This window comes from Kineococcus xinjiangensis, from assembly GCF_002934625.1.
GTDB lineage: Bacteria > Actinomycetota > Actinomycetes > Actinomycetales > Kineococcaceae > Kineococcus_A > Kineococcus_A xinjiangensis.
Genome location: NZ_PTJD01000015.1, coordinates 20,695 through 38,156, shown reverse-complemented (window position 1 = coordinate 38,156; position 17,462 = coordinate 20,695). Strand labels below are relative to the sequence as shown.

The following is a 17,462-nucleotide window of genomic DNA, read 5'->3' as shown; positions in this document are numbered from 1 at the left end:
CCGGCGAGGACGGCGGGGAGGTGGTCGGCGTGAGCGGGTCCTCCAGCGCCGGGACGCTGCCCGAGGACCCCCACCGCCGGCGGCTCCTCGAGCGCAGCACCCGCCAGGCGCAGGCCGCGGCCCGCCGCGCGGTGCTCCTGCTGGACACCGCCTCCGCGCTGTCGCAGGCCGTCACCCTCGAGCAGGTCCAGCGCGTCATCATGCAGCGCACCCCCGTGGTGCTGGGCTGCGACGGCACGATGGTCTGCCTGCTCGCGGAGCACCGCCTCGTCGTCTCCCACGTCAGCGGCTACCCCGCGGAGTTCCTCGAGGCCGTGCGCGACCCCGAGAAGCTCGCGGCCTGCCCCGTCGCCGACGCCGCAGCCACCGGCCGCGTCCACTTCGTGGAGAACCCCGCCCAGCTCCTGCGCCGGTTCCCCGGCGCGGAGTTCGTCCTGCACACGCAGCGCCGGTGCGCCTGGGCGTCCCTGCCGCTCGTCGTCTCCGGCCGGGTCATCGGCGGCTGGTCCGTCGCCTACTCCTCCGAACGCACCTTCGACGACGACGAGCGCCGGCTGATGCGGACCCTCGCCAGCCACTACGCCCAGGCGCTGGAGCGGGCCCGGCTGCACGAGATCGCCCACGGCGCCGCCGTCACCCTGCAGCGCGCCCTGCTGCCGCCGGAGGACTTCGGCCGCCTCGGGCTGCCCGTGGCCACGCACTACGTGCCCGCCGCCCAGGGCTACGAGGTGGGCGGTGACTTCTACAGCGCCCTGCGCCTGCCCAGCGGCAGCATCGCCGTGCTCATCGGCGACGTCGCCGGGCACAACCTCGCCGCGGCCGCCGTCATGGGGCAGGTCCGCAACGCCATGCAGGCCTACGCGCTGGAGGGGCACTCCCCGTCGGGGGTCGTGGAACGCGTCAACCGGCTGATGTGGGCGCTGGGCATCCCGCAGTTCGCGACGTGCGCCTACCTGGAGCTGCAGCCCGGCACGGGCGCCGTCACGGTGGTGCTGGCCGGGCACCCCGCCCCGGTGGTGCGCCCGCCCGGCGGAGAGGCGCACTCCCTCGACATCACCCCCGACCCGCCGCTGGGCGTGGAGGAGGAGCTGCGCTGCACGGAGCACACCCTGCTGCTGGCGCCGGGCACGCTGGTGCTGCTGTTCACCGACGGGCTCGTGGAGGCGCGCGACTCCGACGTCGAGGCGGGGATCCAGCGGCTGCACCGGGTCCTGCAGCGGCTGCCCCCGCTGCCGCAGCGCGTCGTCGAGCAGGTCGTGCCGCAGATGCTCGACGGCTGCGCGCAGGAGGACGACGTCGCGGTCCTGGCCCTGCGCATCCCGGCGCGCGAGGGGGCGGGCACCCGCGTCGCGCGGCGCTTCCCCTGCGACCCGGCCAGCGTCGGGGCGGCCCGGCAGTTCGTCACCGACGTGCTGCAGGCGTGGTCCGCGGACGCCGTCGCCGACGAGGCGGAGATCCTCACCAGCGAGATCGTCACGAACGCGGTCCTGCACACCACGGAAGGGGTGGAGGTCACCGTGGAGCAGCTCCCCGGCGCCCTGCGGGTCGAGGTCGCCGACGCCTCGGTGCGGATGCCGCAGCTGCGGGAGGCGGGGGAGGACGCGATGACCGGGCGCGGCCTCCACATCGTCGACGTGCTGGCGCGGCGCTGGGGCGTGGAGGCCACCGAGAGCGGCAAGCGCGTCTTCTTCGAGCTGGCGGTGGGCTGAGCCGGGGAACCGGCCAGCGCCCGGCCGTCCTAGGCTCGCAGCGTGGCCCGCTACTTCGACGTCCATCCGGTCGACCCGCAGCCGCGCGCCGTCGCGCAGGTCGTGGCGATGCTGCGCGACGACGCGCTGATCGCCTACCCGACGGACTCCGGCTACGCCCTCGGCTGCCGCGTCGGCAGCCCGGACGGCGCGGAGCGGATCCGCACGATCCGCGCCCTCGGGGAGAAGCACCACTTCACCCTCGTGTGCGCGGAGTTCGCCCAGCTCGGGGAGCTCGTGCACCTGGACAACGCGGCGTTCCGCGCGATCAAGTCGGCCACCCCGGGGCCGTACACCTTCATCCTCCCCGCCACGAAGGAGGTGCCGCGGCGGCTGGCGCACCCGAAGAAGAAGACCGTGGGGGTGCGCATCCCCGAGTTCCCGCTGGTGCGGGTGCTGCTGCGGGAGCTCGGGGAGCCGCTGCTGTCCAGCACGCTCCTCCTGCCCGGGCAGGAGGAGCCCATGACGGACGGCTGGACGGTGAAGGAGGAGCTCGACCACGTCGTCGACGCCGTTCTCGACGCGGGCGAGTGCGGAACGCGGCCCACGACGGTCGTGGACTGGTCCGAGGGCTACCCGGAGGTCGTCCGCGTCGGGGCCGGGGACACCGCCCGGTTCGAGTAGCCCCGCGGGCGCCCGCTCAGGACGGCGAGCCCAGGGGCGTGCTGTCCAGCGCGGCGATCAGCTCCGGCAGCGACTCGGCGACGTGCACGGCCCCGGCCTCCTGCAGCTCCTCGGGGGAGAAGCCGCCGGTGCGCACCGCCACCGAGGGCATGTCCGCCCGGCCGGCGGCCAGGGCGTCCCACGTGGAGTCGCCCACCGCGACGCCCGACGTGCCCCCCACCTTCCGCAGGGCGTTCAGCAGGAGGTCCGGCGACGGCTTCGTGGCGTCCGCGTCCGCCGACGTCGTCCACCCCGCGCACAGCTCCCGCGCGTCGAGCAGGTCGAGGAAGCGGTCGACGTGCTGGGGCTTGCCGGAGGAGGCCAGCACCACGGTGAAGCCCCGCTCGCCGAGGGTGCGCAGCAGCTCCCGGGCGCCCTCGAACGGCTCCACCTCGTCGATGAGCCGGTCGAACTCCTCCACCCACGCCTCCTGCGCGTCCTCCCCGTGCCGCTCGGCGAAGTCCTCGCCGACCAGCTCGGGGACGAGCTGGTCGCCCCCCATGCCGATGCTGCGGTGGATGCGCCAGACGGGCACCACGACGTCGAAGCGGCGGAAGGCGCGGAACCACGCCAGGGTGTGCTGGTAGTTGCTGTCCACGAGCGTTCCGTCGACGTCGATGATGGCGGTGTCGGCCACGAGATCCCCTCCGTGCTGGTCGTCCTCCGACCGCCCCTACCCGTTCCGGCGCCGCTGAAGCGTCCGGCCGGGCACCGGCGCGGGAGGCGTGGGCCGCCCGGGTGAGCGAGGTCCGTCCGCACCCGGGCGGGGCCGGTACGGTGGGAGGCGGTGCGCCGGGAAGACTGGTCGGCAGTCGTTCGACCGACCCCAGGAGACGCCGCTGTGAGCACGCACCCCCCCAAGTCCACCCTGTTCGGCCCGGGCTCGTACCCGGAGGCGCGCCGCATCTCCGACGTGCTGCGCAGCGAGACGGTGGGTGGGGCGCTGCTGCTCCTGGCGACCGTGCTGGCCCTCGTCTGGGCGAACTCCTCCGCCAGCGGCAGCTACGAGGCCCTGCGCGACGCCCGCTTCGGCCCGCACGCCCTGCACCTGGACCTCACGCTGGGCCAGTGGGCGGCCGACGGTCTCCTCGCGATCTTCTTCTTCGTCGCGGGGCTGGAGCTGAAGCGGGAGTTCGTCGCCGGTGACCTGCGGGATCCGCGCCGCGCCGCGCTGCCGGTCGCGGCGGCCGTGGGCGGCATGGCCGTCCCGGCGCTGGTCTACGTCCTCATCAACCTGGGCGGGGAGCCGGGCGTGCTGCGCGGCTGGGCGATCCCCACCGCCACGGACATCGCCTTCGCGCTGGCCGTCCTCGCCGTCATCAGCACCCACCTGCCGACGGGGCTGCGCACCTTCCTCCTGACGCTGGCCGTGGTGGACGACCTGCTGGCCATCACGATCATCGCGCTGTTCTACACGCGCGAGCTGGTGCCGGGGATGCTCCTGCTGGCGCTGCTGCCGCTGGGCCTGTTCGCGTTCCTGGTGCAGCGACGGGTGAGCAGCGTCTGGTTCCTGCTGCCGCTGGCGCTGGTCACCTGGTACCTGGTGCACGCCTCCGGGGTGCACGCCACGGTCGCCGGTGTCCTCCTCGGCTTCGCGGTGCCGGTGCTGCGGGGCAGGGAGGCCGGGGGCGAGGAGTCGGGGCCTGGGCTGGCGGAGCACTTCGAGCACGTGTGGCGGCCGGTCTCGGCCGGGGTGGCCGTCCCCGTGTTCGCGTTCTTCGCGGCGGGCGTGGGCGTCGGCGGGCTGGCGGGGCTGGGCAGTGCCCTGCGGGACCCGCTGACGATCGGCATCATCGCCGCGCTCGTGCTCGGCAAGAGCATCGGCATCACCGGGGCCACCTACCTCGTGCAGCGCTTCACCCACGCCGAGCTGGACGAGGGGCTGTCGTGGTGGGACGTCCTCGGCCTGGCGCTGCTCGGCGGGATCGGCTTCACGGTGTCCCTGCTCATCGGGGAGCTCGCCTTCGGGCCGGGCAGCGAGGAGGCCGAGCACGTCAAGGTCGGTGTCCTCGTCGGCTCCCTGCTGGCGGCCCTGCTGGCCACGGTGCTGCTGCGGATGCGCAACGGCGTGTACCGGCGCCTCGAGAAGCGGGAGCGGGCCGACACGGACGCGGACGGCATCCCCGACATCTACGAGCACCCCGACCAGGTGGGGCGCCCCGACCAGGTGGGGCGTCCCGACCAGGCGTAGGGGCTGCGCCGCGCCGGACGGGTCAGGCGGTGACGCGGACGTCGTCCCGCAGGTCGATCGTGCGACGGGGGACGCCCAGCAGCCCGGCGCGGCGCAGCCGCCACGTCGCGAACCCGAGCGCGAGCCCCGCGAGGATCCGGCCGCCGGGGACGACGGGCAGGGCCTCGGCGATCTCGTCGTAGGAGCTGCGCCACCCGTCGCCGTCCTGCTGCTGGAACACGCGGGCGGCGAGCCTGCCCATGTTCGCGGAGTACACCCGCAGGTCCTGCTCCAGGGGCTCGTGCCCGAACATCTGCCGCAAGGTGGTGGACAGACCCGCCACGTCCGCGTCGTGGGCGGCGCCGGTCACGGTCATCCCGGGCTCCGCTGCGCCGCCGGCGCGCCGGGCGTGGCCGTCGCGGGCGACGCTGCGCGCGAGGAAGGCGATCTGGTCCTCGGTGATCTCGTCGGCGCCGGTCCACGCCGTGAGCTTCACCGCGGCCACGAAGTTCAGCAGGGCGAGGTGCGCGGCGGCGGAGCGGTCCCAGAGCAGGAAGTCCGCGAAGTCCGCGTCACCGAGGCGGCCCTCGATGCGGGCGGCGAGGACGTTCGCGACCTTGCGCCGGGAGACGACGGTGCGACGGCTCATGCGGACCGGCTCCTCACGTGTCACGGGCGGTGCAGTCACATCGCAGGCGGGCGAGGTGGGTGCGTGCCGCGACGTGGCCCTCGGCAGCGTGACAGCACCGGGAGCGCGGGCGCGCACGGACGACCCCGAACGGCGTAGGCGGCTCGGTGTCGCTGCGCCGGCAGGACCGGGGCGCCCCGTGCTCCGCGGGGCCACGACCGGCCCGCCCACCGGGACCCTGGGTGCTGCCGGTTAGCCTCCGGGCGTGCACTGGGGCGAGGCGCTGGCGATCCTGGCCGCCGGGGTGTGGGCCGGCGCCATCAACACCGTCGTCGGCTCCGGGACGCTGGTGACCTTCCCCGTGCTCGTCGCCTTCGGCTACCCGCCGGTGACGGCCACCATGAGCAACGCCATCGGGCTGGTCTTCGGCGGCTTCAGCGGCGCCTGGGGCTACCGCCGGGAGCTGCGGGGGCAGGGCAGGCGGCTGCTGCGGCTGCTGCCCGCCTCGCTGCTGGGGGCGGTGACGGGGGCGTCGCTGCTGCTGCACCTGCCGGAGCGGGCGTTCGAGGCGATCGTCCCGGTCCTGCTGGTCCTCGCCCTCCTCCTCGTCGTCCTCCAGACGCGCCTGCAGCGGGTCGTCAGCGCACGGCGGGCGGCGCGCGGCCGCACCGGGGACCCCACGGGCTGGGGGGCGGTGGGCCTGCTGCTGGCCGTCTACGGCGCGGGCGTCTACGGCGGCTACTTCACCGCCGCGCAGGGCATCCTCCTGATGGGGATCATGGGGCCGCTCCTCGCGGACGGCCTGCAGCGGCTCAACGCCCTGAAGAACGTGCTGGCCCTGGCGGTCAACGTCGTGGCGGCGCTGATCTACGTGGTCGTCGCCCCGGAGCGCATCGCGTGGGCCGCGGTGGGCCTCGTCGCGGCGGGCTCCCTCGTGGGCGGGCAGCTCGGCGCCTCGGTGGGCCGGCGGCTGCCGCCCGCGGTGCTGCGCGCGGTCATCGTCGTGATGGGCTGCGTCGCCCTGTGGACGTTCCTCGCCGACTGACCGCCCGTCCCCGGCGTGCCCCGGCGCCTCCCCGGCACGGCCTCTGCCTGCGCTGCCGGGCGCCCGGCGGAACTCGTGGGCGTCCGGGTGCAACCGATGGGCGCTCCGGTGCGTCGTAGGGGTGTGGCGGCTGCTTCCGCGCCACCACGTCGCCGAGCAGGGCGCGACATGCCCCGGCGGGTGGGGCCGAGCACGCGGGGGCGATGCTCGGCCCCTCCGGGAGCGCACGGCCACCGCGGCGGGTCCACGTCCTGCGCTGAGCGCCGGGCCGGCCCCTCGGGCAGACTGGCGCCGAGGATCACCACCGGCGGAGGAGAGCGCATGAGCGAGCAGGTCGACGACATCCCCGACAACGACCCCGACGCCGCCGGCCTGAACACGCACGCCGGGCAGCCGAGCATCGAGGACGTCATCGCCGACAGCGAGACCGGCGACACCGGCACCCACGTCGGTGCGGACTCGGACGAGGAGCAGGGCGGCTCCTGAGCCCCGCCCACCTGGCATCCGACCGGCCGGCCGGATGCCGGGCGGGCGCAACCCGTTGGACGGGAGGCGGACGGGTCCAGCAGCGTGACCCGCATGGACCGCGCGCTGTGCGTCATCGCCCGATCGAGCGCCGTCGCGATGCGCCTGGCACCCGGCCGCGGAGACCGGCGGCTGTTCCTCTCCTACAGCGTCGAGGTGCCGCCGGCCGCGGAGTACGACGCGCTGGTCTTCTGGATGGCCGACGCCTACGCCGCGCGCCTGCACGTCGCCGGCCTCGCCCCGGCCCTGGTCGCCCCCGGCTGGGACTGGGTCAGCACGATCGACCCCGCCCTCACCGGGCGGGAGGTCGTCTCCACCACTCTGGACCGGCTCCCGTCGGGACGGATGTTCGTCAAGCCCGCCCTGCTCAAGCTCCTCGACTGCCCCGCCGGGATCTGGGACGCGCAGGAGTTCCGGCGTGCCGCGGAGGGCTCCGGCGCCACGGGGAGCATGCGGGTGCAGTACACGCGGGACGTCCTGCAGCTCGACCACGAGCACCGCTTCGTCGTCTGCGACGGGGAGGTCCTCACCGGCAGCCCCTACCGCGTCGCCGGCCGGGCGTGGAGTCCCGCGCTGGCGTCCGGCCGCTCCCCGGACGCCCTGGTCTTCGCCCGCCACGCCGTGCGGGCGCTGGGGTCGGACTGCCCGCCGGTCTGCTCGCTCGACGTGGCGGTGGACTGCCGCTCCGGGCGGTGGCTGGTCGTGGAGGCCAACCCGCTGTGGGCGTCCGGCCCCTACGACTGCGACCCGGTGCGCTTCGTCGACGCCGTCGAGGTCGCCGGCACCGCGGGCGCCGGGCGCTGGGCGTGGGCGCCGGAGGAGACCCAGGTGGCCCGTGCCCGCCGGGAGGAGCCGGTGGTGGCGGTCGCGCACGACGCCGCCACCGGCTACGTCGAGTTCCACGGCTGAGCGCGGGAGCGGAGCCCCCCCGCGGGCCGCCCCCGGTCATCCGCCGGCGATCCCGGTGACGACCCCGCCGACGGGGAGGGGGAGCCGGTAGGTGTCGCCCGCCTGCGTGACGTCCACCGCCAGGTCCCAGGGCAGGTCCGTGCGGACGGTGCCCACGGAGCCGCGCTCCGCCGCCGTGAGGGCGACGGGTGCTCCCTCCGCGGTGCGCACCTGCGCCGTCCTGCCCTCGGGGAGCGCGACGAGCAGCGTGGAACGGTCCCCGTCCTGCCAGACGGCGGCCAGTCCCAGCCCGGTCGGCCGCAGGCGCTCGCAGACGGCGTCGCCCTCCATGCAGCTCAGGTCGTACGAGAGGTAGTCGGACAGCCGCTCGAACGGCGCGCCCTGGCGCGACAGCCACAGCTGCGCCGCCCGGCCGCCGTACGCGGCCTCGTCCTCGCGGGCTTCCCTCGCCAGGAGCACGACGCGATCGCCATCCACCTGCGCGGAGACCAGCACGTCCCGATCCGCCACGTCGTGGCCGCTCGCCACCGACAGTTCGCGGACCAGCGGGGTCACCGGCTCGGCAGCCACCGTGCCGGCAGCGGGCGACGTCCCCCCGTCGGTGCGGGAGGCCGACCCGGAGGGCGCGGTGCTGCCGTCGGCGACCGCCGCGCCACGGCCGCCCCCGGTGCCGGGCAGGCCCGCGACGGCGACGGCGGCCCCGCCCAGGACGGCGACGGTCAGCGCGACGCCCGCCGCGAGCACCCCGGGACGACGCATCGCCCCAGCATCCTGGACCGGGCTCCGGGCGGCAACGACCCCGGTCCCGCCGGCGCGGATGCTCAGGAGGTCGTCGCGGCGGGACGGGGGAGCGGGAGGCCCGCGGCCGTGAACTGCTGGTGCAGCCAGAACCAGAACCGGCCGTAGTGGGCGTGCTGGGACAACCGCACCCGCCGCCCGCCCTCGGCCTCGCGCATGCGGCCGATCTCGTCGAGGGCCACGGTGGCCGGGCGCATCGACACCACCGGCAACCCGAGCGCGGCGGTGAGGGTGAGCGCGTCGTGCTGGAGGGTGTCGGGGTGGAACCGGTCGAACCACGCGCGCAGGTGCGCGGTGAGGGTCTGCGCCCACGGCAGGGCGCTGTCGGCCAGGGCGGTGGTGATGGGGTGGTCGGCGCCGAGGGCGAGCTCCGGGGTGAACGTCACGTCGCTCAGGACGAACTCCAGGTCCGCGACGTGGGCCAGGACGTGGCGGGCGGCGGCGACGTCGAGGCGGACGTTGTGCTCGGCCCGGTCGGGGTGGCGGTAGTCCAGGGCCGCGCCCATCTGCGTCACCCGCAGGGCGCCCACCAGGTCGGGGCGGCGCCGCTGCAGCGCCGCGAGGCTGGTGAGGGGTCCCATGCCGACCCACCGCGCGCGGCCGCCGCCGGCGCGCACGACGGCCCCCACCGCCGCCTCGACGGCGTCCTCGCCGGCGGGCAGGTCGGCGGGGGGCAGGACCAGGCCGTCGAGGGCGACGTAGCGGGTGGCGCCCAGGCAGGGGCCCCGCACGACCCCGACGTCGGCGCGGCCGAGCTGGTCCAGCAGCAGGCGGGCCAGCCGGGCCCGTTCCCCCTCCGGTGTCTCGTCGGCGGTGACGACCAGGGCGAGCAGCGGGTCCTGTGCGGCGGCGACCACGGCGACCGCGTCGTCGGGGTCACCGCCGACGTCGGTGTCGAGGATCAGCGGGGAGTCCAGCGGCAGCGCCGGCGGCACCTGCGCGACCTGCGACGGCATCCCGAGCCGCTCGCTCGCCGCGCGCAGCTCCTCCGCCTGCCGTGCCGCCTCGATCCACGGATCGCCGCTCATGACCCGAGACCGATGTGGTGGGCCTGCAGCCAGCGTCCGTCGTCCTGCTGCTCCATCACCGTGAGGTGATCCACGGTGGCGATCACCGGCAGGTGGGGAGCGAGGGCGTTGCGGACCTCCCGTTCCAGGTCGGGTAGCGCCTCCGGGGGAGCCGTGGCGACGGTGAGGTGGGGCACGGGGTCGGGGAACTGCCCTCCGTAGGGCGGGCACTGCGGGAACGCGGCCTGCAGCGTGCGCGCCAGGTGCCGCACGTCATCCTCCGGTTCCGGGTGCAGGTGCAGGACGCCGCTGGGGAAGGTGCCCAGCCGCTCGAAGGCCAGCGTCAGGGGTGCCAGGTCCCGGGCGAGGTCGCGCAGGCGGGCGAGCCCCTCGCCGTACGCGGGCGCCGGCAGCCACGGGTACAGGGCGGTCACGTGCACCGGCCCGCCCAGCGCCGCTGAGGGGACGGTCGTCAGCCGCCACCGGTCGACGAGAGGCGCGAGGGCGGGGACGGTGAGGACCAGCCCGGTCTCCCGGGCGGCACCCCGGTCCGCGGAGGAACTCATGCCGCAGCACGCTAGCCGCCGGGCGCCCCGACCCCGCCCGGGCGGTGGGACGATGGACCCACCATGACTGCCTCCGGTGCTCCCGCCTTCCTGCCCGACCTGCTCCCGGCGCCCGGACCGGACGCTGACCCCGACGCGGTCTACGAGGCGTTCGAGGAGTGGGTCACCGGCAACGGGATCTCGCTGTACCCGGCGCAGCAGGAGGCCCTGCTGGAGGTCGTCACCGGCTCCAACGTGATCCTGTCCACCCCCACCGGCTCGGGGAAGTCGCTCGTGGCGGCCGGTGCGCACGCCGCGGCGCTGGCCCGCGGGGAGCGCACCTTCTACACCGCCCCCCTCAAGGCGCTGGTGTCGGAGAAGTTCTTCGCCCTGGTGGAGACCTTCGGCGCCGAGCGCGTCGGCATGATGACCGGCGACGCCTCCGTCAACGCCGGCGCCCCGATCATCTGCTGCACCGCGGAGATCCTGGCGAACATCGCCCTGCGCTCGGGGACGTTGGCGGACGTCGGCCAGGTCGTGATGGACGAGTTCCACTTCTACGCCGAGCCGGACCGCGGCTGGGCGTGGCAGGTTCCCCTCATCGAGTTGCCGCAGGCCCAGTTCCTGCTCATGTCGGCGACCCTCGGGGACGTCACGTGGCTGCAGCGCGACCTCACCCGGCGCACCGGCCGGGAGACGGCCGTGGTGACCTCCGTCGAGCGGCCCGTGCCGCTGCACCACTACTACGTGACGACGCCGCTGCAGGAGACCATCGAGGACCTGCTCAAGACCGACCGGGCGCCCGTCTACGTGGTGCACCCGACGCAGGCGGCGGCGGTGGAGCAGGCCCAGGCCCTGACCAGCGCGAAGATCGCCACGCGGGAGCAGCGGGACGCGATCGCGGCGGCCATCGGCGGGTTCCGCTTCGCCGCCGGGTTCGGCAAGGTCCTCTCCCGCCTGCTGCGGATGGGCGTCGGCGTCCACCACGCCGGGATGCTGCCGAAGTACCGCCGCCTCGTGGAGACCCTCGCCCAGGCGGGCCTGCTGAAGGTCATCTGCGGCACCGACACCCTCGGCGTCGGCATCAACGTGCCGATCCGCACGGTCCTGTTCTCCGGCCTGACGAAGTTCGACGGCCGCCGCGTGCGCCACTACAAGGCGCGAGAGTTCCACCAGATCGCCGGGCGGGCCGGGCGGGCCGGCTTCGACACCGCCGGCACCGTCGTCGTGCAGGCCCCCGAGCACGAGGTGGAGAACGCGCGCCGGGTCGCCAAGGCCGGCGACGACGCGGCGAAGCTGAAGCGGGTGCAGCGCGTGAAGGCGGCCGAGGGTGTCGTCTCCTGGAGCCGCAGCACCCACGACAAGCTCGTCGACGCCTCGCCGGAGCAGCTCACGTCCCACTTCCGCGTCACCACGGCGATGCTCCTCAACGTGCTGCAGCGTCCCGGGGACCCCGTGGAGGCGATGCGGCACCTGCTGCGCGAGAACCACGAACCGCCGAAGCAGCAGGTCCGCCACGTCCGCCGGGCCGTGGCGCTGTTTCGCACCCTGCTCGCCGCGGGGGTCGTGGAGCGGTTGCCCGAGCCGCTTCCGGACGGTCGGCAGGTCCGCCTCGTCGCGGACCTGCAGCTCGACTTCGCCCTGAACCAGCCGCTGTCGCCGTTCGCCCTGGCGGTGCTGGAGACGTTGGACACCGCCTCGCCCACCTACGCCCTGGACGCGGTCTCCGTCATCGAGGCCACCCTCGACGACCCGCAGAAGGTCCTGTTCGCGCAGCAGTTCAAGGCGAAGGGCGAGGCGGTGGCCCGGATGAAGTCCGAGGGCCTGGAGTACGACGAGCGGATGGAGCTGCTGGAGGAGATCACCTGGCCGAAGCCCCTGGAGGAGGAGCTGACCGCCGCGTTCGAGGTGTTCCGGCAGACGCAGCCGTGGGTCGCCGACTACGAGCTGAAGCCGAAGTCGGTGGTCCGCGACATGTACGAGCGGGCGATGACGTTCACCGACTTCGTGGCGTTCTACCAGCTCGCCCGGTCGGAGGGCCTGGTGCTGCGCTACCTGGCCGACGCCTACAAGGCGCTGCGGCAGACGGTGCCCGAGGACGCCCGCACCGACGAGCTGACCGACCTCGTGGAGTGGCTCGGGGAGGTCGTGCGCCAGACCGACTCGAGCCTGCTCGCGGAGTGGGAGCGGCTGCGCGACCCCTCGGAGGACCCGGAGACGGCCACCGCGCCGCAGGAGGAGGAGGCCCCGCCGGTGACCGCCAACGAGCGGGCGTTCCGGGTGCTGGTGCGCAACGCGATGTTCCGCCGGGTGGAGCTGGCCGCCCGGCACAAGACCGGGGAGCTGGCGGCCCTCGACGAGGACGTGCCCGGCACGTGGGGGGTGCCGGAGTGGACGGCGGCCCTCGACGGCTACTTCGCCGAGCACCCGAGCATCGGCACGGGGCCCGACGCCCGCGGCCCGCAGCTGCTGCAGGTGGACCGCGGCGACCGCCCCGGGGGTGCGGGTTCGCCGCGGTGCTGGCACGTGCGGCAGGTGCTGGACGACCCGGCGGGCGACCGCGACTGGGGGATCACCGCGGAGGTGGACCTCGACGCGTCCGACGAGGCGGGGACGGCGGTGGTGCGGGTGACGGGGCTCGACCGGCTCTGAGCCCGGGGCGGCGGCGTTCGGGCTAGGCTCCGCGCTGTGACGGGGCGTAGTCAATCGAAGACCCAGCGTCGATCTCGGGGGGTGCGGGGCAGGCTCCTGACGTTCTGCCTCGCCGCGGCCCTCACCGGCCCCGTCCTGTCGGCCCCGGGGCTCCTCGCCCCCCGCGCGACGGCGGCCGCCCTCCCCGACGCGACCCTCCCCGGTGCCGCGATGCCGGCCCAGACGGGCGCGGCGCTGCTGCTGGACTCCTCCACCGAGGAGATCGCCCCCGGCGTCGTCCTGCAACGGCGCCGCAGCGTCGACCCCCTCGGCTTCCTCGACAGCGCCGTCCTGCGCCTGCGCCCGGACGGGCCCACCCGGGCGCGCCTGTTGCAGGACACCCTCAGCAACCCGCGCACCCCCGCCGACCTCGCGGGCCGCTCCGGCGCCGTGGCCGCCGTCAACGGCGACTTCTTCGACATCGACCGCACCGGCGCCCCGGACGGGCCCGTCGCGGTGGGCGGGGTGCTCAAGGCCGAGGACTGGCCGCAGGTGGCCGTCGGCTTCCCCGGCGTCGGTCCCGGCACCGTCGCCGACGTCCTCCTCCAGGGCAGCGTCACCGCCGCCGGCCGCACCTGGCCGCTCGCCTCCCTCAACCCCGGCGCCGTCCGGCCCGGCTCCCTCGCCCTCTACACCCCCGCCTGGGGGCCGGGGAACCGCGCGCTGGCCGCCACGAAGATCGCCGCCGGGCCCGCCACCGAGGTCGAGGTCGTCGGCGGGCGGGTCAGCGCCGTGCGCACCGGCGCCACCGCCCTCCCGGTCCCCGAGGGCGGCTCCGTCCTCGTCGCCACCGGCGCGGCCGCCGCCGACCTCGCCGCGCTCCCCGTCGGCACCCCCGTCCACATCGACCACTCCCTGCGCACCGGCGCGCTGCCGACCGGCCCGGGCAGCTTCGCCCTCGGCGCCCGCCTCGTCCTGCTCCGCGGCGGCGCCCTCGCCCCCGTCGACACCGCCGACCCCACCTGGGCGGCGCTGCGGGCCCGCAGCGCCGTCGGCTGGACGGCGAGCGGGGAGGTGCTGCTCCTCACCGTCGACGGCGGCACGCCCGCCTCCCGCGGCGCCACCGCCGTGGAGACGGCCCGGCTGCTGCAGGAGGCCGGGGCCGTCGAGGCGGTCATGCTCGACGGCGGCGGCTCCGCGCAGATGGTGGCCCGCCGCCCCGGCGACGCCGGCGTCTCGCCCGTCGGCGTGCCCTCCGACGGGGCGCAGCGGCCGGTGGCCAACGCCATCGGACTCGTCCCCGCGCCCGGCGGCGGGGTGCCCCACCGCTTCACCGTGGGCGCCGCAGCGGAGCTGCGCACCTTCGCGGGGATGTCGCGCACCGTCACGGCCACCGCCCTCGACGACAGCGGCGCGCCCGTCCCCGCGCCCCCCGTCCCGCCCGCCGGCTGGACCGTCGAGGACCCCGCCGTCGCGGCGAACGGCCCGGCCCAGCCGCAGCCGGCGCCAGCCACTGTCGTGCGGGGCCTGCGGCCCGGGACCACGACGCTGAGGGTGGGCGCGGGAGCCGTCACGGGCAGCGCCCCCCTCACCGTCCTCGGGCCCCTGTACCGCCTCGGCCTGCGCCCCGCAGCCTCCGCCGCCGGGGACGAGACGGTCGACCTGCCCGGCGCGGGGGCCGCCGTGGACGTCGTCGTGGTCGGCCGGGACGCCGAGGGCGCCGCCGCCGCCGTCGAGCCGTCCGACGTGCGCGTCGAGGCCGACCCGGGCGTCCTCCAGATCACTGCCCTGCCCGGCGGGTTCCGCCTCACCGCCAGCACCGGCGGCCCCGTCGTCGTCCCCGTCACCCTCAGCGCCGGGGGGCGCACCGCCCGGGTGCCCGTCGCGGTCGGACGGCAGGTCGTCGGCCTCGACCCGCTCACCGACCCCGCCCGGTGGAGCGCCACCGCCGTGCGCGGCACGGCCACCACCACCGGCGTCGACGTTCCCGACCTGCCCGGTGTGCCGCGCGCGCTCCGCCTCGCCTACGACTTCCGCAACCAGGCGGTGGGCACCTCGACCGCCTCCGCCGTGGCGGCCGCGCCCCTGCGGGCCCCCCGCGGCAGCAGGGGCCTGGCCCTGTGGGTGCGCGGCGACGGCTCCGGGGCCTGGCTGCGCGCGGCGATCCGCGTGCGGGGCGCCGCCGCGCCGTTCACGTTCGCCGCGCGGGTGGACTGGACCGGGTGGCGGCGCGTGGAGGGCGAGCTGCCCCCCGGCGCGGACGACGTCACCGTGGACCGCCTCTACCTCGTGCAGACCGACGCCGCCCGGCGCGGCGCGGGCGCGGTGGAGTTCGCGCTGCTCGACGCGCTGGCGGTGCCGGGGGCGGTGCCCGCGGCCGACGGCGGACCGCTCGACCCCGCCGCGATGCCCGTCTCCGCGACGTCCGCCACCGCGCCCGGCGAGGCGGTGGCCGTGGTCCCCGGGACGCGGCTGCGCGCCGCCGACGGGGAGTCCTCACCCGCCGCCGAGGCCCTCGTGCGGGCACTGCGGGAGGCCACCGGAGCGGGCGCCCGGCACGTCCTCCTCCTCGGCAGCGTGGTCGGCCCCGCCGCCACCGAGGCCGACGTCACCTTCGCCCGCTCCCTGATCGAGCGCACCCTGCCGCCCGGCCTGCCGTGGTCGTGGCTGCCCGGGGACGGGGAGGTGGGGAGCTCCGCCGCGGCCGGGCTCGCCGCCGGTGCCGCGCCCGCCCCGCACCGCCGCGTCGACGTCGGCGGCACCCGCTACCTGCTGCTGGACTCCGCGGGCGGGTCGCTGCGCACCGCCGACTACGCCCAGCTGCCGTGGCTGCAGGCGGAGCTGGCGGCGGCGGGACGCGACCCCGGCGTCCGCGGGGTCGTGGTCCTCGCGGAGCGGGGGACGTCCGGGGCGGCCGGTGGTCTGGCCGACCCGGGGGAGCGGCGGCTGCTGGAGGACTGGCTGGCCCGGCACCGGGCGGCGACGGGCCAGCGGGTCGCCCTCGTCAGCGCGGACGGCGCCGCCGTGGGACGGCGGGAGGGCGTCGTGCACGTCGGCGTGCGCCCGCAGGGCTGGGCCTCGTGGACCCTGCTGCACCTGCGCCCGCAGCGGGCGGCGCCCCCGCCCACCGGGACGCGGGCGCTGCTGCTCGCCGCGACCGGCGGCGACGACGGCTGGCTGCGCGCCGAGGCCCGGCCGCTGCTGCGGAAGCTGCACCTCACCGGCCCCGCCGCACTGGCCCCCGGGGGGAGCGCGCCGCTGTCCCTGACCGGTGTCGACCTCGCGGGTCGCCCCGTCGAGCTGGCCGTCCCGCCCGGCGCGCGCTTCAGCGGCGAGGGCGTCTCCGTCGACACCGGCCGCAGGCGCGCCCCGCGAGCGGGCGCCGTCGTGGGGCTCGACGCGCCCACCCTGACGCTGCGGGGCCTGGAGCCCGGGACTGCGACCGTGCGCGTCCGGGCGGGGACGCTGGAGGCCGGCACCGAGGTGGTGGTGCGCTGACGCCGGGCCGCCCGCTGTTGGCCCGATCGGTGGGACCTGCTCGTGCCGGGCGGCTGCGCTGCCGATGCGCTGGTGTGACCGTGCTCCCGACGGCTCCCGCCGCCGGAGCCGTCCCCGCCACCGGGGCTGCCGCGCCGCCCGCCCGCCCGGTCCCGCCGCCCCCGACGGACGAGCGCTGGCGGCACGCCCTGGCGGAGGTGATCCGCGAGCCGCACCGGCTCACCCTGCACGCGCAGCCCCTCGCCGAGCTGAGCACCGGCCAGGTCGCCGGCTACGAGCTGCTGTCCCGCTTCGACGGCGCCATCGCCGCCAGCCCCGACCGCTGGTTCACCGCCGCCGAGCACTGGGGCGTCAACGCCCGCCTCCAGGGCCGGGTGCTGGCCGACGCCGTCTCCCGCCGCGCCGTGCTGCGGGAGGGGATGTTCCTCACCGTCAACGTCGAGCCGCACCTGCTCACCGACCCCCTCGTCGCCGGTCCGCTGCTGGACCACGCGGACCTGTCCTGCCTCGTCGTGGAGATCACCGAGCACACCCGCGCGAAGGACGTGGCCGCCTTCACCGCCCTCCTCGCGGAGCTGCGCGCGCGGGGAGCGCGGATCGCCATGGACGACGCCGGCACCGGTCACGCGGGCCTGAGCCGCCTGCTGCAGCTGCGCCCGGACATCGTCAAGCTCGACCGCGAGCTCATCAGCGGCATCGACACCGACCAGGTCAAGCGCGCCCTCGTCGAGGTCCTCGGCGACTTCGTGCGCCGGATGGACGGCTGGGTCCTCGCGGAGGGCATCGAGACGCCCGAGGAGCTGGAGGCCGTCGTCCGGCTCGGGGTGCCGTTCGGGCAGGGCTGGGCGCTGGCGCGGCCGGCGGCGCAGATGCTGCCCGCCCTCGACCCCCGTGTCGTGGCGCAGATCCGCGGCGGCGCCGCGCGGGCGCGGATGGACGACTCCGTCGCCGGTCTCGTCCGGCCCGTGCGCAGCGGCACCGACCCGGCCGCCTGCGACGTCCTCCTGGGTCCCGACGGCCTGCCGCAGCTCGTGCGCTGGGGCGGCACCGGCCCGGCGGACGCGCCCCGCTGGTCACCCGCCACGGTCGTCACGCCGTCCACGTCGCCGGCGGAGGTGGCGCGCATGGCGGCGGCCAGGCCCGTAGCCGACGTCCACGCCCCGGTGGTGTGCGTCGCCGGCCCCGGGCACGTCCTGGGCGTCGTGCGGACCGCCGACCTGCTGATCGCCCTCGCCGGGCCGGCGGCGTAGGGGCCCGGCCGCGACCGCGGAGGCGTCGCGCGCAAGGGCCGGGCC

Annotated in this window: 14 protein-coding genes; 9 read left to right on the top strand and 5 right to left on the bottom strand. The window is 76.5% G+C overall.

The genetic code is table 11. The features are described from left to right. Positions 1–29 precede the first annotated feature (29 nt). Complete coding sequence (locus CLV92_RS17505) at positions 30–1,709, top strand: ATP-binding SpoIIE family protein phosphatase (RefSeq protein ID WP_146099622.1); 1,680 nt, start codon at positions 30–32, stop codon at positions 1,707–1,709. 42 nt (positions 1,710–1,751) lie between these two features. Continuing rightward, on the top strand, positions 1,752–2,372 hold the full coding sequence (locus CLV92_RS17500; protein WP_104434875.1) for an L-threonylcarbamoyladenylate synthase: 621 nt from the start codon (positions 1,752–1,754) through the stop codon (positions 2,370–2,372). A 16-nt stretch (positions 2,373–2,388) separates the two neighbouring features. On the opposite strand, the gene CLV92_RS17495 is transcribed toward CLV92_RS17500, so the two are convergent. Then, on the bottom strand, positions 2,389–3,048 hold the full coding sequence (locus tag CLV92_RS17495) for an HAD family hydrolase (protein ID WP_104434873.1): 660 nt from the start codon (positions 3,046–3,048) through the stop codon (positions 2,389–2,391). Between the two features lie 204 nt (positions 3,049–3,252). Here CLV92_RS17495 and nhaA point away from each other — a divergent pair, with 204 nt between their 5' ends. Continuing rightward, positions 3,253–4,602, top strand: coding sequence for a Na+/H+ antiporter NhaA (gene nhaA, locus CLV92_RS17490; RefSeq protein WP_104434871.1), 1,350 nt, complete (start codon positions 3,253–3,255; stop codon positions 4,600–4,602). 22 nt (positions 4,603–4,624) lie between these two features. On the opposite strand, the gene CLV92_RS17485 is transcribed toward nhaA, so the two are convergent. Further along, complete coding sequence (locus CLV92_RS17485; protein ID WP_104434869.1) at positions 4,625–5,230, bottom strand: hypothetical protein; 606 nt, start codon at positions 5,228–5,230, stop codon at positions 4,625–4,627. 244 nt (positions 5,231–5,474) lie between these two features. On the opposite strand from CLV92_RS17485, the gene CLV92_RS17480 reads away from it, so the two are divergent. The 3 genes from CLV92_RS17480 (at position 5,475) to CLV92_RS17475 (ending at position 7,688) form a co-directional block, all read left to right on the top strand. Continuing rightward, the gene (locus CLV92_RS17480; RefSeq protein WP_104434867.1) at positions 5,475–6,254 is read left to right on the top strand and encodes a sulfite exporter TauE/SafE family protein; all 780 of its coding nucleotides are present in this window, start codon (positions 5,475–5,477) and stop codon (positions 6,252–6,254) included. 321 nt (positions 6,255–6,575) lie between these two features. Continuing rightward, positions 6,576–6,740, top strand: coding sequence for a hypothetical protein (locus CLV92_RS21620; RefSeq protein ID WP_158257309.1), 165 nt, complete (start codon positions 6,576–6,578; stop codon positions 6,738–6,740). Positions 6,741–6,833: 93 nt separating this feature from the next. Beyond that, the gene (locus tag CLV92_RS17475) at positions 6,834–7,688 is read left to right on the top strand and encodes an ATP-grasp domain-containing protein (RefSeq protein WP_146099621.1); all 855 of its coding nucleotides are present in this window, start codon (positions 6,834–6,836) and stop codon (positions 7,686–7,688) included. 36 nt (positions 7,689–7,724) lie between these two features. On the opposite strand, the gene CLV92_RS17470 is transcribed toward CLV92_RS17475, so the two are convergent. The 3 genes from CLV92_RS17470 to CLV92_RS17460 all read right to left on the bottom strand — a co-directional run bounded on the left by CLV92_RS17470 (position 7,725) and on the right by CLV92_RS17460 (position 10,059). Continuing rightward, entirely contained in the window at positions 7,725–8,447 is a 723-nt protein-coding gene (locus CLV92_RS17470) for a hypothetical protein (RefSeq protein WP_146099620.1), read from the bottom strand. Between the two features lie 62 nt (positions 8,448–8,509). Then, positions 8,510–9,514 (bottom strand): nucleoside hydrolase, encoded by a 1,005-nt coding sequence (locus tag CLV92_RS17465; RefSeq protein WP_104434861.1) that lies wholly within the window; start codon positions 9,512–9,514, stop codon positions 8,510–8,512. Then, complete coding sequence (locus CLV92_RS17460; protein WP_104434859.1) at positions 9,511–10,059, bottom strand: 2'-5' RNA ligase family protein; 549 nt, start codon at positions 10,057–10,059, stop codon at positions 9,511–9,513. Before CLV92_RS17460 ends, CLV92_RS17465 begins: the two co-directional genes overlap by 4 nt. A gap of 63 nt (positions 10,060–10,122) precedes the next feature. Here CLV92_RS17460 and CLV92_RS17455 point away from each other — a divergent pair, with 63 nt between their 5' ends. From CLV92_RS17455 to CLV92_RS17445, 3 genes are all read left to right on the top strand, one after another. Continuing rightward, positions 10,123–12,690 (top strand): DEAD/DEAH box helicase, encoded by a 2,568-nt coding sequence (locus CLV92_RS17455; RefSeq protein ID WP_104434857.1) that lies wholly within the window; start codon positions 10,123–10,125, stop codon positions 12,688–12,690. 81 nt (positions 12,691–12,771) lie between these two features. After that, positions 12,772–16,167: a phosphodiester glycosidase family protein gene (locus CLV92_RS17450; protein ID WP_104434855.1), complete on the top strand. Its 3,396-nt coding sequence runs from the start codon at positions 12,772–12,774 to the stop codon at positions 16,165–16,167. 74 nt (positions 16,168–16,241) lie between these two features. Then, positions 16,242–17,417 carry an EAL domain-containing protein gene (locus tag CLV92_RS17445; RefSeq protein ID WP_158257308.1) on the top strand — a complete coding sequence of 392 codons (1,176 nt, stop codon included), beginning with the start codon at positions 16,242–16,244 and terminating at the stop codon, positions 17,415–17,417. Positions 17,418–17,462: the final 45 nt, after the last annotated feature.

What these genes read in the sequence shown, in the direction of transcription:
- CLV92_RS17475 (WP_146099621.1), top strand. Translation starts at nt 6,834, where the DNA reads ATGGACCGCGCGCTGTGCGTCATCGCCCGATCGAGCGCCGTCGCGATG.
- CLV92_RS17465 (WP_104434861.1), bottom strand. Translation starts at nt 9,514, where the DNA reads ATGAGCGGCGATCCGTGGATCGAGGCGGCACGGCAGGCGGAGGAGCTG.
- CLV92_RS17455 (WP_104434857.1), top strand. Translation starts at nt 10,123, where the DNA reads ATGACTGCCTCCGGTGCTCCCGCCTTCCTGCCCGACCTGCTCCCGGCG.
- CLV92_RS17460 (WP_104434859.1), bottom strand. Translation starts at nt 10,059, where the DNA reads ATGAGTTCCTCCGCGGACCGGGGTGCCGCCCGGGAGACCGGGCTGGTC.
- CLV92_RS17485 (WP_104434869.1), bottom strand. Translation starts at nt 5,230, where the DNA reads ATGAGCCGTCGCACCGTCGTCTCCCGGCGCAAGGTCGCGAACGTCCTC.
- CLV92_RS21620 (WP_158257309.1), top strand. Translation starts at nt 6,576, where the DNA reads ATGAGCGAGCAGGTCGACGACATCCCCGACAACGACCCCGACGCCGCC.
- CLV92_RS17470 (WP_146099620.1), bottom strand. Translation starts at nt 8,447, where the DNA reads ATGCGTCGTCCCGGGGTGCTCGCGGCGGGCGTCGCGCTGACCGTCGCC.